12 protein-coding genes and 5 pseudogenes are annotated in these 13,287 nt (G+C 40.5%); 6 read left to right on the top strand and 11 right to left on the bottom strand.

Going from position 1 to position 13,287, the window contains the following annotated elements:
• Nucleotides 1-200 precede the first annotated feature (200 nt).
• From M5V91_RS02590 to M5V91_RS02555, 9 genes and pseudogenes are all read right to left on the bottom strand, one after another.
• Nucleotides 201-1,541 carry a S8 family peptidase gene (locus M5V91_RS02590; RefSeq protein WP_217034129.1) on the bottom strand — a complete coding sequence of 447 codons (1,341 nt, stop codon included), beginning with the start codon at nucleotides 1,539-1,541 and terminating at the stop codon, nucleotides 201-203.
• Between the two features lie 262 nt (nucleotides 1,542-1,803).
• A pseudogene (locus M5V91_RS02585) lies at nucleotides 1,804-2,644 on the bottom strand (patatin-like phospholipase family protein).
• Between the two features lie 97 nt (nucleotides 2,645-2,741).
• A complete protein-coding gene (locus M5V91_RS02580) occupies nucleotides 2,742-3,518 on the bottom strand; it encodes an ABC transporter permease (RefSeq protein WP_009332531.1) in 777 nt (258 codons plus the stop codon).
• A complete protein-coding gene (locus M5V91_RS02575; protein WP_251175702.1) occupies nucleotides 3,515-4,420 on the bottom strand; it encodes an ABC transporter ATP-binding protein in 906 nt (301 codons plus the stop codon). The genes M5V91_RS02580 and M5V91_RS02575 overlap by 4 nt, the downstream gene beginning before the upstream one ends.
• A 2-nt stretch (nucleotides 4,421-4,422) precedes the next feature.
• Nucleotides 4,423-4,620 (bottom strand): PLD nuclease N-terminal domain-containing protein, encoded by a 198-nt coding sequence (locus M5V91_RS02570; RefSeq protein WP_009332533.1) that lies wholly within the window; start codon nucleotides 4,618-4,620, stop codon nucleotides 4,423-4,425.
• 138 nt (nucleotides 4,621-4,758) lie between these two features.
• Nucleotides 4,759-5,103 (bottom strand): WYL domain-containing protein, encoded by a 345-nt coding sequence (locus tag M5V91_RS02565; RefSeq protein WP_500797315.1) that lies wholly within the window; start codon nucleotides 5,101-5,103, stop codon nucleotides 4,759-4,761.
• 6 nt (nucleotides 5,104-5,109) lie between these two features.
• Nucleotides 5,110-5,205 (bottom strand): annotated as a pseudogene (locus tag M5V91_RS31070) (WYL domain-containing protein); the annotation flags it as partial.
• A 36-nt stretch (nucleotides 5,206-5,241) separates the two neighbouring features.
• A complete protein-coding gene (locus tag M5V91_RS02560) occupies nucleotides 5,242-5,760 on the bottom strand; it encodes a hypothetical protein (RefSeq protein ID WP_284521704.1) in 519 nt (172 codons plus the stop codon).
• Nucleotides 5,761-5,853: 93 nt separating this feature from the next.
• Nucleotides 5,854-6,192, bottom strand: coding sequence for a DUF4870 domain-containing protein (locus tag M5V91_RS02555; RefSeq protein ID WP_009332537.1), 339 nt, complete (start codon nucleotides 6,190-6,192; stop codon nucleotides 5,854-5,856).
• A 232-nt stretch (nucleotides 6,193-6,424) separates the two neighbouring features.
• Here M5V91_RS02555 and M5V91_RS02550 point away from each other — a divergent pair, with 232 nt between their 5' ends.
• The 4 genes and pseudogenes from M5V91_RS02550 (at nucleotide 6,425) to M5V91_RS02535 (ending at nucleotide 9,948) form a co-directional block, all read left to right on the top strand.
• On the top strand, nucleotides 6,425-7,255 hold the full coding sequence (locus M5V91_RS02550; RefSeq protein WP_284522238.1) for an undecaprenyl-diphosphate phosphatase: 831 nt from the start codon (nucleotides 6,425-6,427) through the stop codon (nucleotides 7,253-7,255).
• Entirely contained in the window at nucleotides 7,227-7,814 is a 588-nt protein-coding gene (gene uptA / locus M5V91_RS02545) for an undecaprenyl phosphate transporter UptA (protein WP_284521703.1), read from the top strand. Before M5V91_RS02550 ends, uptA begins: the two co-directional genes overlap by 29 nt.
• A 137-nt stretch (nucleotides 7,815-7,951) precedes the next feature.
• Nucleotides 7,952-9,076, top strand: coding sequence for an amidohydrolase (locus M5V91_RS02540; protein ID WP_026041550.1), 1,125 nt, complete (start codon nucleotides 7,952-7,954; stop codon nucleotides 9,074-9,076).
• A gap of 312 nt (nucleotides 9,077-9,388) precedes the next feature.
• A pseudogene (locus tag M5V91_RS02535) lies at nucleotides 9,389-9,948 on the top strand (GNAT family N-acetyltransferase).
• Between the two features lie 53 nt (nucleotides 9,949-10,001).
• Here the strand turns inward: M5V91_RS02535 and M5V91_RS02530 are convergent.
• Nucleotides 10,002-10,163, bottom strand: coding sequence for a hypothetical protein (locus tag M5V91_RS02530; RefSeq protein WP_009332549.1), 162 nt, complete (start codon nucleotides 10,161-10,163; stop codon nucleotides 10,002-10,004).
• A gap of 230 nt (nucleotides 10,164-10,393) precedes the next feature.
• On the opposite strand from M5V91_RS02530, the gene M5V91_RS02525 reads away from it, so the two are divergent.
• A complete protein-coding gene (locus M5V91_RS02525) occupies nucleotides 10,394-11,758 on the top strand; it encodes an MATE family efflux transporter (RefSeq protein WP_009332551.1) in 1,365 nt (454 codons plus the stop codon).
• A 41-nt stretch (nucleotides 11,759-11,799) separates the two neighbouring features.
• Here the strand turns inward: M5V91_RS02525 and M5V91_RS02520 are convergent.
• A pseudogene (locus M5V91_RS02520) lies at nucleotides 11,800-12,571 on the bottom strand (SDR family oxidoreductase).
• A 228-nt stretch (nucleotides 12,572-12,799) separates the two neighbouring features.
• On the opposite strand from M5V91_RS02520, the pseudogene M5V91_RS02515 reads away from it, so the two are divergent.
• Nucleotides 12,800-13,281 (top strand): annotated as a pseudogene (locus M5V91_RS02515) (Hsp20/alpha crystallin family protein).
• The last annotated feature ends 6 nt before the right edge of the window (nucleotides 13,282-13,287 follow it).

Below are 13,287 nucleotides of genomic sequence, written 5' to 3'. Positions count from 1 at the left end.
GTATGTCTCCCCCGCTATATGTATTTCTCTATATTCTATTAAATAGTTCCAAAAAAATGAATTTTTGGGAGGATTTTTGGAGGGTACATATTGCCGCATCTGCAAATAGTCTGTTTGAGTTATTCGTTACCATCTTTATTCGCTGATTTTCCTTCAATAAAAAAGCTGACGGAAACTTTCCGCCAGCTCGTTTGATGGAATTACTTTAAAGCATTAACCGCATTAATTAGCCCATGGCCAGATTGTTCGTCGTATCCAGGCTTGAAGATATCTTCTGATGAAGATTGAATGATCTGCTTTACTTGTGCAGGAGAGATTTGGTCTTTCCCATGTTTTGCGATAATAACACCAGCCAGGGCCGCAACTTTCGGAGCGGCCATAGAAGTACCGCCTTTATACCCATATCCGCCGCCAGGGATTGTTGCTAATGCCAAATAAGAATTGTCTCTGCCAGCTCCAGTATTTGGATCATAGTTTGGTCCCAAGTCTCCGCCAGGCGCCATGACATCAATTTTGCCGACACCGTAATTGGAATAGAAAGCAAGATTCTTTAAAGCTCCTCCAGCAGATACACGAATCATCAATTGACTGCTTGGGCTTCTGTGTGTTGCACCGTTATCAGAACCTGACAGCTGTCCCGGGCTCTTTAAATCAACAGCGTTATTGCCTGCAGAACCAACTACAGTAACACCTTTTTGAATCGCATATTTGATGGCTCTGTTAAACATCTGCACGTCCGCTACGGTTTCCTTCGTTGTATACTCGGGATTCTGGAACCAGTCATACCCGCCAAGAGACATGTTGACAACATCCACATTGTCGTCCGCAGCTGTTATTAAGGCTTCGGCGATATGGGAAGTCGCTGCACCGCCATCAGGGCCAAATACACGGTATGCTGCTACCTTCAAGTCAGGTCCGACACCCATGGTTCTTCCTTTCGCTGCAATGGATCCTGCAACATGGGTTCCATGGCTGTTTTCATCCATTGGATCCGGGTAGCCTGGAACAAAGGATTTACCGTATGCATAATTTTCTTTTAAATCTGGATGAGTATAGTCAATCCCTGTGTCAATTACACCAACAACGATATCTTTACCGTCAGCTGTCTTTCCAGTTCCTCCTGGAAGATTCCATGATGCACCATTATTTGTTACTTGTTTGATATCCCACTGCAGACTGTTATATAAATCAGCATTATCTAATGGAAGATCTGCATCTACTGCAGGAGCTTCGGGATAAATAACATTTTCAGCGCCAGCAGACAATACCAAGGAAGATTTCCTGATTTCATTAAGAAAATTAGGATTTGCTGATGAAACCTCAACAGCTCCTAATTTTTCGAGCTTATTCTCTATTTGTCCTCCAAATTTTCTCAATAGGTCTGTATAGCCTGCAGGAAGCTTTCCTTCATCTTTAAAAACGACTAAGTAACTCTTTTCAACCGTTTGGGCTTGTCCAGTGCTGACAGAACCCGCAAAAACAGCTGAGGCACATAATGCCAAACTTAATGTACCCGTTACGATACCCTTCTTGATATTCATTTTTTATTGAGACCCCCTTATATTTTCTAATTTTCATTATATTCGAAATAAAGATATCAACAATCTTTGTATGTCGACATGCCTCTCCGTCATTTCGCAAAAAACACTACTTAAAACCCATTACTTCTTTACATATTTTAAGTTTTCCCGGGTCTATTTGCTTGATTCTCAATCAAAAACTTTGCTTGCTCCCTGTCAGCCCTGTCGAAAAGATAAGACTATTTCCTTAAGAAAAAACCGCATCTTATTAGATACGGTTTGGCTAAAATTGATTGATTCTTTCAATGGATTTTCTTGCATCTTCATATCCTTGCAGATATAACTTTTCCAGTTTTTGAGGATTCCGCTCCATCCGGCCCACTGTTAATGGCTCCTGAGGCTGGATGACAAGAACTGTCCCATTCTTCTCTTCCTGTTCTACATAGCAGAGGGTCTCATTATAGGTCCGGCAGCGTTCCGTCAATGCTTTCTGAAGCCCAGTGTAATGCGGATATTTTCTTTTGACCATAAAAGTAAATTTAGATGGCTTTTTGGTATATCCCCTGTTTCTTGTCAAGATTACTATATTTTTTCAATCCATCCTGCTGGGCTTTTTTGATTGGTATAGGGTCGCTGATTCCGCCATCGAGGAGGACCCGGCTATTAAATTCTACCTCCGGAGCAATAAAAGGCAAGGAACTGGATGCTTTTAAAACCTTAAGCATATCTTTGCCATAATCTTTTTTACCGTAATACACCGGTTTACCTGTATGGCAATCAGTTGTTCCAATAACAAATTCAGACTCATTTTTATAAAACTCATCATAGTGATATGGGACAAGCTTATTCGGTATTTCATCAAAAATAAAATCCATCCCGAAAAACTGGCGGGATTTAAAGTAATTCCGCCATGAGATATATCGGGGATCTGTAACATAATCCACATTCACAATTCTATTCCTGCCCCTTTGCTTGGATAAGTAAGAAGCTGCATTGCAAGCCCCTGCAGAAACCCCAATGACATAAGGAAAGCAGAGGTCCTGTTCAAGAAAATATTCGAGAACCCCCGCTGTGTATACTCCTCGCATCCCTCCGCCTTCAAGTACCAGACCCGCTTCACTGATCACCGCTCATCTTCCTTTCAGTCTTTTAAAGCTATACTACCAAAATATTAACCTCCCATATACATATATGCCCACAAAGATAGACCATGCCATGAATTCAGGCAAGTTCCCTTCTTTTAAAGATAGCAATTGATGCAAGCAGGGAAAGCGTGATCATGACTACAGAAACAATGATGCTCGGCAGCAATTCATCCGGGGGATTACTGCCCATGATAAAAGCATTCGAATAAGCAGACAGCAGCGCCGGACTCCATTCCAGCAAATGAGGGAGTGAACTGCTCAATAGGCTTAATATGACAATGATGCCAATAGAGATAAATCCGACTGCTCCAGGCGATTTCATAAACGTATTGAACAGTATTACTACAGTTACTATAAGAGTAAGCCAGATACCGTTAACAAAGAAGGACTGGAGAAAATCCGCAAAAGAAATAAATTCAAACAATACGCCTACATAGTACCAGGAGAGGAAATAACTCAAAAAATATGAAAACCAAATGAGAATCATAGAGCTAGCCCACTTCGCCGTTACAAACCAGGCATAAGAAACAGGTTTTACCAGTATAAGCCCCGCCACACCGCTTTTCCTTTCTCCAGCAATAGTCCCCATTGTAATTAATACAATAATAAGCACACCAAACGTATTGAATTGGCTAAGACTTGCAGCAAGCGCTTCACCTGCAGATGGGACAGGAAGCTCGATGACTGCTCCTTCCGGCAGCCCGCCAAGAGAATCAATAATCTGAGGCATATAATATAATGTCAGCGGCTCTTTTACAGCTATCATAATAAAAGTAAGCGGCACCCATATCCATTTGAAATTTCTGGACATTTCAAGCATTTCCTTTTTAAATAAAGTCATCCATTGATTCATTTTTGCACCACCTTCATGAAGACATCCTCCAGCCTGGTTCTGCTGATTTCAAACTTAACCAGCGGCAGGTTCCGTTTCATAATCTCAGTTAAGAATAGTTCTCTAGCATATTCTATATCCTCTACCAAAAAGCTCGCATACTCTCCATCCAATTTCATTGAAGAAACAGGCTGAAGCAGAGATAATTCTTCTGCATATTGCAGTGTATTCTCTTTAAAAGCCAAGTCAATTTTTGCCTGCTGATGTTTAGTTCTCAGGCCTGCTAATGTCCCTGATTCAACTAGTTCACCATTATGGAGAAATAAAATTTCATCACAAATCTCTTCTGCATCATTTAGTATATGAGTTGAAAATAGGATAGCTGATTCTTTTTTCAGCTTATCCATCAGCTCCAGCACTTCTCTGCGTCCAAATGGGTCGAGTGCAGAAACCGGCTCATCAAGCATGACGAGCTTCGGACGATGGATTATAGCCTGTGCAATGCCAAGCCGCTGCTTCATGCCTCCTGAATATTTTCCAATCCGCCGATTCTTAGCTTCAGCTATACCGGTAAGTTCAAGAAGTTCTTTTGCTCTGTCTTTGGCTTCTGATTTAGAAAGACCTGCAAGCTGGCCAGCATATTCGAGAAACTCGTTGCCTGTCATCCATTCATAAAAAACAGGAAATTGAGGAAGATAGCCTATTAATCTTCGGAAATCCGCTTTTTCTGACCCTTCAAACACGATCGAACCTGAATCTGGCTTCACCAGGCCGGCAAGCATTTTTAATGTAGTTGTTTTTCCTGCCCCATTTGCTCCCAGAAGGGCAATACATTTTCTTTCAGATAATTGGAAGTCCAGACCTTTTATTACTTCCTGGTCCTGGAACCGCTTTTTTAGGTTTATTATGTTTACAACTGGCATTATCAGCTTCTCCTTCCAAAAATAAAGTAAATAATTGGCCCCAGCAGGTTTATAAATAAAATAATAAGAGCCCATACCCATTTAGGCCCATTTGCTTTTTCTATTTTTACCAGATCAATAATGGCAATGGCGATTAATATAAGCTGAATGATGACTATAGGTGCAAGAATTGCCCAGTTAATGCTTTCTAAAAATTCCATTATGTTGTCCTCCCTTATTTGTTATGTCATTCATATGACGTGCAAGTTCCTAAAACGTTCACTGGTAATTCAATTGTTTTTAAACAAAAAAAACGCCCCAATCCTGGAGCGCTTCAAAGTTTAATAGATAAAGAAGGGTTAATCCGTTTCTTTTTCATAAACAGACATCATATTGCGGATTTCGTTTGTTACTTGATCAATGAGTGAGGACGGCGAGAGTACCTTCGCCTGGTTACCCCAGTTGAGGAGCCATTTGACAAGACCATCACTCACAATGGCTTTTGCTGTTAAAACGAAATAGTTTTCATCAAGCTTTCTTATGTCTGCATCCCGCCCGAATTTATCAATTATCACGTTGATCAGATCGTTATGGAACCGGATTTTTATCCACTCTTCAGAGCCGGCATACATATGAAAGGTTGAGCTCACATACCTGGATACATCAAAGGGTTCATATGCAAACTGTTCTTCCGTTATATTCACATTGCGCAGACGGTCGATCCGATAATGGCGGATTTCTTCTTTAGCAAAGTAATAGGCTATTAAATAATAAAAATCATTTACCCAGGTGAGCGCCAGCGGCTTGACCCTGTATTGCCCTCCATTGTGGCTTAAAACAAATTACTTGTTAAGATTATATCTTCCATATTGAAATGTGACGATTCTCCGCTCGGAAATGGCTTCATGCAAATCATTGATAGCCAGCCGAACCAGTTTGCTTTCACTTTTTACAGAGGAATCGATCAAAATTTCATTATGCAGCTTTTTGGCATGATGAAGGCTTGTCAGCTTCTTAATTTTCCGGATCAGCTGTTTCGTCTCATCTTTCGTAATAAAGCGTGCAGAAGCAACAGCATCAATCAGCATACGCAATTCATAAAGCTCGAATAGACGGTATTGATGGCTGTAGAACTTCGGCATCCCCTCTTTTTCCTGGTTGATGGTAATATCGAATTTCGCTTCAATCAGATGCTCAATATCGTCCCTCAGTGAGTTTTTGTTTAATTTCACATCAGGTCCATATTCCTTTTTAAAGCATTCAGTTATATCGTCCAGTGTATATTCATTTTCTTCATCAGTTTGCTCTCTTAGAATCTCCATAAGCTTGAGCATCCTTTGTTTGTTATCGAGTCTATTCATTACATCACCCCGTGTACTGTATAACTAAAAGCTCTGCAGAATTAATTATCCATTAAAAAAAGCCCAGTGGCAACGGCCCTGGACTCTGTTTAATTACTTTAAAATCCTGAAAACTAAAGGTATTCTGTACTCCTTGCCTTCATACGCTTTGACAGCAGCTACTATTGTGAAGACGAAAGCAAGAATTCCCACGATCCAAATAGTAATCACCCCAATTAAGATGATCATAAGCACTACGCTGATGACGCTGTAAATCGTATAGGAAATTAAAAAATTTAAATATTCCTTGCCATGATAATCTACAAACTCCGAGTCATTCTTTTTTAAGAGCCAAATGATCAGCGGTCCGATAAAAGTTGTAAAAAAACTGGTTACATAGATGGCTGCTGCTAAAAGCCTTTCATCATTGGAAGGCATTTTATAATCATTCATTCTGTTTCCTCCTAATAATCCTCAATCTATATTATGATTTCTTCTATATTATTTACGTTATTCATTTTAAAAGGTTTCATGTATTTTTTAATTTTTGCACCCATCCATAAAATCCGTAAAACCTTAATTTCAAGTTCTTGATTAGGACAACTTGAATACAAATGTTAAAGACAGGCATTGCGTCATGACTTTGCCAAATTTTTTACCTGCTTAGGAAGGTGATATATAGATGATGTCAAAGCTGGAGGCTTTCATTCTGGGAATCATACAGGGGCTCACAGAGTTCCTGCCTATATCCAGTACAGGACATTTATATTTGGGGAGACATCTATTTGGGCTTGATGAGGCAGGCCTCTTCCTTGATACAATGCTGCATATAGGAACTTTACTGGCAGTCCTTGTCGTATACAAAAATGAATTGCTTCAAATCGTAAAGAAGCCATTCGGCAAGCTATCTATCCTTCTGATTGTCGGTACGATTCCAGCCGTAATCGTTGGGCTGCTGCTGAGTGACATGTTTGATTCAATTTCAAAATCCGGGGTTACAATCGGCTGGGAATTTCTATTTACGGGGTTCATACTCTGGATTGCTGACGGTGTTAAGAAAGGTGCCAAAAAGATGGACAGCATCACATATGGAGATGCCCTGTTTATCGGCACCTTTCAGGCAGCCGCCATCTTTCCGGCAGTCTCCAGATCCGGATTAACCATTGCAGCAGGCCTCTTTAGAAAGCTCGACAGGGAAACAGCGGCTTATTTTTCATTTCTGCTATCCATTCCTGCCATCGCAGGCGGCATTGTTATGCAATTTGGGGAATTGATGTCCGGTCACACAGAAGCCATAACCCTTGGAAGTATGTTGATGGCAACTTTGTCTTCAGCACTCTTTGGCTATGCAGCAGTCGTTTGGATGATTAATTTTCTAAAACGAAAATCCTTGAAGATATTTGCTGTATACGTTTGGATATTAGGGTTCACCATTATACTCCTGCAAATGACCGGGATTTTTAAATTTCTAATGGGGAGGTATCAGAATGGAAGAAATTATTGCCAGCATTTTTGAAATACTTTCCCAGCTGGGTTATGCCGGCATTGCACTTGGATTAATGGTTGAGGTGATACCAAGCGAAATTGTCCTGAGCTATGGCGGCTTTTTAGTCAGCACCGGAGACATCCATTTTACAGGTGCCCTGCTTGCGGGGATTGCAGGCGGAACATTAGCTCAGCTGTTTCTTTACTGGCTTGGCGCGTATGGAGGAAGGCCTGTTCTTGATAAGTATGGAAAATATTTACTGATTCAAAAAAAACATTTGGATGCTTCAGAGAAATGGTTTGAAAAGTATGGAACTGGAGTGATCTTTACGGCCAGATTTATTCCTGTCATACGGCATGCCATATCCATCCCTGCCGGAATTGCCAAAATGCCATTATCGGTCTTTACAGTATATACAATAGCAGCCATGGTGCCATGGACGGTTCTCTTTTTATTATTGGGAATGGAACTTGGTGACCATTGGAGAGACATTAAAGAATACGCAAAACCATTTATATTGCCTATCATAGTCATCGCGTTGGGTTCGGGGGTATTCTATTTTTTACAAAACGCGAAAAAGTTAACATAACCTAAATCAGCTTATTACTCAAAAGTGTAGAATTGATTATTTTACACTTTTTTATTTGTTCAATCAGAAAATGTTCACCCTTTCTTTTCATTTTTGTAAAATAAAGCAAATACTACAGGATCAAAGGACGAGACCATGTGATGAAAATTTTATTAAAAAACGCATTCATTTACCCTGTTGCTTCCCCTGCTTTTCATGGGGATGTCTTAGTAGAAAACGGAAAGATATTAAAGACAGGCAAGAACCTAAAGTCTGATTCAAATGTAAAAATTATTGACTGCCATAGACACCACTTGCTTCCGGGCTTCATAGATGTTCATACTCATTTGGGCCTGTATGATGAAGGCACGGGATGGGCAGGCAATGATGCCAACGAAACAATTGAACCGCTAAGCCCGCACATTCGAGCGATGGATGGAGTATATCCTCTTGATCCGGCTTTTGCGGATGCTGTGAAATATGGCATCACAACTGCCCATATCATGCCGGGCAGCGCCAATGTAATTGGGGGAACTACTTCTGTTATTAAGACTGCAGGAAAAAATATCAGCAAAATGATTATCCAGGAAACAGCCGGACTTAAGATTGCCCTTGGAGAGAATCCAAAACGGATTCACAGCCATGGGAACAAGGATTCCATTACAAGAATGGGGATAATGGGCATGCTGAGGGAAGCCTTTTATGAGGCCTTACAGTGCGATAACCCTGACTCTTTAAGGTTCGCACCGCTTGTAAAAGCACTTAAAAGAGAAATTCCCGTCAGAATCCACGCGCATAGGGCAGATGATATTATTTCTGCTATCCGCTTTGCAGAAGAATTCAATCTGGATCTTCGGATCGAACATTGTACAGAAGGCCATTTAATTGCGGACGAATTGGAAGGGCTGAATTTAAAGGTATCAGTCGGGCCCACTTTAACAAGAAGGTCTAAAGTGGAGCTGAAAAACAAAACCTGGAAAACGTATCAGCAGCTGACAGAGCATGGTGTTGAAGTTTCCATCACTACAGATCATCCCTACACACCTGTACAGTATTTAAATATGTGTGCAGCTATTGCAGTCCGGGAAGGCCTTTCCGAACAAAAGGCCTTAGAAGGAATCACCATTCTGCCGGCAAAAAACCTCAGGATCGATAACCGGCTAGGGAGCATCGAGGAAGGAAAAGATGCCGATTTAGTTTTGTGGAACCATCACCCATTTCACTTTCTTTCCAAGCCGAAATGGACAATGATAGGCGGAAATTTTGTGTACAGGGAATCGTGAAAACGTGTCGAATATCGCTGGTGTAATTTGACATAAAATCGCAAAAAAAATAATCAAAAAACCTATTTCCTTTTTGATTTTTTTTAGTATTATACCTAAAGTGAAGTGAAAATTTTGCTTCTTTATGACAGACAATCTAATATCGGAAACGATAGTAATAGGGAAGGCAAATGGTGCGCCACCAGTTTTCTGGTTCTAGTGGGTTCGATTCCCACCCCGAAATTTTTTAGCAGCATAATAAAAAATTTCGAGGGTGGACCGATGGCTCTATTTGGCATGGAGTAGGACTGCCCTCAATTGGAGGGATATCCTATGCTCAAGAAACGTGATCTTCACGAGTGCCATGCTTTATTCGATTTAATGACGCACCCTGATGTCTTCCCTTTTGTTCGCCAAAAAGCCAATTGTTATGATGAGTTTATGTTTATTACAAAGCAGACAATCGAAGCAGAAGAACGCGGTGAATTGATTTCACGCACAATTCTTGATGAATGGGGCACTCCGATTGGGACAATCAATTTGTATGACATCCAGGACAATGCCGGCTTCCTAGGCACATGGCTCGGCAAGCCCTACCATGGCAAAGGCTATAACAAATTAGCAAAAGATGCTTTCTTTGAGGAACTCTTTTTGAAACCGGCATTGAAACAATCTTTATGCGGATCCGCAAGGAAAATATCCGCTCGCAAAAAGCTGCAGAAAAGCTTCCTTATGTCATTCTTGCAAATGAAACGAGAAAGTCTGTTTATGATCAGCTGAATGCCAATGAAGATATTTACAATTTATATGAGATCCCAAAAGATCTATATACTCTTCATGTAATGCGTCATGGAGCAGCAGTCCAAGAATCGTCCCAATTACTGGAGGCTTAATTGAAAAGCGGAAGAAAGCACTTGCATACAGGCAAGTGCTTTTTATTATTCTTTCAATTGATAATATTGGATTCCGGTTCATCTGTTTTTTCTCTTATTCCGTACTGGGTCAGCAATTCTTCCAGCTCTTCATTTGTAAGTGTCTCAAAACGCCCGTCCACGAATGAAACTTGAGTCTGATTTGGATTAATCCTATTTATATTGAAGCTCATCATTCTGCCTCCTTCAAGTCGAGTTTTGGAAATGGCTGCTTTTAATATTTATACTCGCCGTTGGAAGGATTTTTATTCTCGTTATTCAAAAGTTCACATAATTGAAACACTTCTTTTAATCGATTTGTTCAGATTACGATAGCTGTTTTTCCCAGAATAAAGGCCTGCTTTGCACCGTCCTCTGTTTAGTATGATATAATTCTCTAGTCACTTTAAAGAAAGAGGAAAGAATCATGAATCAGACATACAGCAAAAAACAAAAGCTGCATCAGCTGCTGGTGATTTTAGTTCCAATACTAGTAACCCAGCTGGCGATGTACTCCATGACATTTATTGATACCTTAATGACCGGCCGCTATAATTCTCAGGACCTGGCAGGTGTAGCGATTGGATCCTCACTTTGGGTTCCAGTGTTCACCGGTCTAAGCGGCATACTCCTTGCTGTTACACCGATCGTGTCCCACTTGGTGGGAGCAAAGAAACAGAGTGAGGAAGTTGCCTTTTCTGTCATTCAGGGTGTTTATCTATCCGTCATTATGGCCGTCCTTGTATTTGCCGGAGGAGCACTCTCCTTAAATCCAATCTTAAGTGGAATGAATCTCGAAAACAGGGTCCATGACACAGCTTTCAACTACCTTGCAGCCTTAAGCACAGGATTGATTCCCCTTTTTGTCTACAATGTATTAAGGTCGTTTATTGACGCTCTTGGCAAGACTAGGGTGAGTATGATTATTACACTTCTTTCACTGCCGATCAATGCTGTGTTTAACTATATGCTTATATATGGCAAATGGGGATTTCCGGAACTCGGAGGAGCAGGTGCAGGTTATGCTTCTTCTATTACTTACTGGCTGATCATGCTTATTTCATTTTTTATTATTCATAAAAATTCCCCATTCTCGAATTATGGAGTTTTCAGGAATTTGCATGCTGTTTCAATCGGCAAATGGAAAGAAATTCTTATGATCGGCATCCCAATTGGCTTATCGATTTTTTTCGAAACAAGCATTTTCTCAGCAGTTACATTATTAATGAGCACATTCGAAACAGCCGTTATCGCCGCTCATCAGATTGCCCTCAATTTTGCATCACTTCTTTATATGATACCGCTCAGCATCTCAATGGCATTAACAATAGTGGTAGGATTTGAAGCAGGGGCTTCACGATTTAAGGATGCTAAAGAGTACAGCTGGATCGGGGTAGGCATTGCCGTAATTATGGCATTAATTTGTGCAGCCATCCTTTTGGCTTTTCCAAGAGAAGTTGCATCTATTTATACAAAAGACAGCGATGTATTAAAATTAACGGCCAATTTTTTAATCTATGCCATGTTCTTTCAGCTTTCAGATGCCATTCAGGCACCTGTCCAGGGAGCGTTAAGGGGGTATAAGGACGTAAACGTCACCTTTATTATGTCACTTATTTCTTATTGGATTATCGGACTGCCCTTTGGCTATTATCTAGCCAATCATTCAAACTGGGGGGCATATGGTTATTGGATAGGCTTAATTACAGGACTTGCAGCTGGCGCCATTACTTTAACAGGCAGGCTGATTTATCTTCAGAACAAAAAATACCCAGCATCCATGAAAGTTTAAAAAAGGCAGAAGAATTCCGTTCTTCTGCCTTTTTTATAAGTTTATTCCTGATAAATTTTTCCAAGGACATCTTTGCCCCCTGTAACCGGGATAATGCTGCCTGTAATAAAATCGGATTTTTCATCGGTCAGAAAGCTAATTACTCGGGCAATATCCTCACCTGTTCCCGGTCTTCCGACTGGTGAGGCATTTTCCTGAACCTCTGCGGCTTCTTCAATTTTTTTCCTTCCATTCACCGACGATATCTCCCGGACAAACCATATTTGCGGTAATTCCATTCCCGGCCTCTTCAAGTGCGATGGATTTCGTCAAAGACGCAGCACCCGTTTTCGCAGCCGCAAAAGCGGAACGGTATATCCAGCCGGAAGCTGACTCTACACGATCAAAGCCAATCGTAATAATCCTTCCCCATCCAGCTTCACGCATTTTCGGGATAAACAGCTTGGATAAATAAAATACCGCATTTAAATTACCATTAATCAGATAATTCCATTGTTCGAAGGTATATTCCATCATCTCTTTTCTTTCATGCACGTAAGGGCCTGCATTATGAATGACTATATCGATGACTGGGAAATCATTTAAAGCAGATTCTGACATCTTTACACATTCTGCCGGTATTGAAATATCTCCCTGCAAAGCAATATTTTTAGTTCCATATTTTTTGGTCAGTTCCCGGCATAATGAGACAGCTTCCTTTTGACTGCTACGGTAATTGATCACCAGATCGATGCCTTTTGCGGCAAGCACATACGCCGTTCTTTTCCCGATCCCTGTTGCTCCTCCCGTTATTAAAGCTGCTTTATTTCTCACAAAATTACCCCTCAGTATTTAATAAATTTTATATACATCAATACCAATATACTAGTAATTACAGTGTATTAATGCAAATAATAAGAAATTTTTTTCACCTTGGCTGCAGGGGCTGTGCAAATCTTATTGATCCATTATTAACGGATAGGCATTTTTCCGCATAGAATATATGACATAGTGAAGAATCATTAGCCTTGCCGGCAGTTTAGCATGGAAAGGATGAGAAGGATGTTTCCATGGAACTTTTTTCCATTTAATAAAGATATGAAAAATCCTCCCCATCAAATGAAACCGGAGGATATTGATAAATATGTTCGAAATATCATGGGGCAAATGTTTCCTCAAAATATGCAGGAAATGAGCGGAACACCAGATTTTATGAAAGGTTTTAATACAGCAGCCCCTGGAACTAATCACCAGCCATATTCTGCACCGCTGAATGCATCCGTCTTTGAAACACATGATTATGTTTTTGTGAGATTCCCTATTAAAAACGAGGACTGGTTAAAAGAAATGAAACTTTACCACACATCCAACCAAATGATTATTGAACATATTCCTGAGAAAGACGATAAGCATATCCTAACCCTCCCTGCTATTGTCAGAAAAAAGGATCATCAGCAAGCTGCAAAGAGGGGTATATGGAGATAAAAATACCTAAAAACGTCGATATGCAATTTTCTGAAATTGATGTAACGGAAATATTATAAAGGGGG

Source organism: Cytobacillus pseudoceanisediminis (assembly GCF_023516215.1).
GTDB lineage: Bacteria > Bacillota > Bacilli > Bacillales > Cytobacillaceae > Cytobacillus > Cytobacillus pseudoceanisediminis.
Note: the sequence above shows the minus strand (reverse complement) of the source record. Positions and strands in the feature narration are given on the sequence as shown.

Bases quoted from the DNA above. Each gene is read 5' to 3' on its own strand.
- M5V91_RS02590 (WP_217034129.1), bottom strand. From the start codon at position 1,541: ATGAATATCAAGAAGGGTATCGTAACGGGTACATTAAGTTTGGCATTA.
- M5V91_RS02580 (WP_009332531.1), bottom strand. From the start codon at position 3,518: ATGAATCAATGGATGACTTTATTTAAAAAGGAAATGCTTGAAATGTCC.
- M5V91_RS02575 (WP_251175702.1), bottom strand. From the start codon at position 4,420: ATGCCAGTTGTAAACATAATAAACCTAAAAAAGCGGTTCCAGGACCAG.
- M5V91_RS02570 (WP_009332533.1), bottom strand. From the start codon at position 4,620: ATGGAATTTTTAGAAAGCATTAACTGGGCAATTCTTGCACCTATAGTC.
- M5V91_RS02560 (WP_284521704.1), bottom strand. From the start codon at position 5,760: ATGAATAGACTCGATAACAAACAAAGGATGCTCAAGCTTATGGAGATT.
- M5V91_RS02555 (WP_009332537.1), bottom strand. From the start codon at position 6,192: ATGAATGATTATAAAATGCCTTCCAATGATGAAAGGCTTTTAGCAGCA.
- M5V91_RS02550 (WP_284522238.1), top strand. From the start codon at position 6,425: ATGTCAAAGCTGGAGGCTTTCATTCTGGGAATCATACAGGGGCTCACA.
- uptA (WP_284521703.1), top strand. From the start codon at position 7,227: ATGGAAGAAATTATTGCCAGCATTTTTGAAATACTTTCCCAGCTGGGT.
- M5V91_RS02530 (WP_009332549.1), bottom strand. From the start codon at position 10,163: ATGATGAGCTTCAATATAAATAGGATTAATCCAAATCAGACTCAAGTT.
- M5V91_RS02525 (WP_009332551.1), top strand. From the start codon at position 10,394: ATGAATCAGACATACAGCAAAAAACAAAAGCTGCATCAGCTGCTGGTG.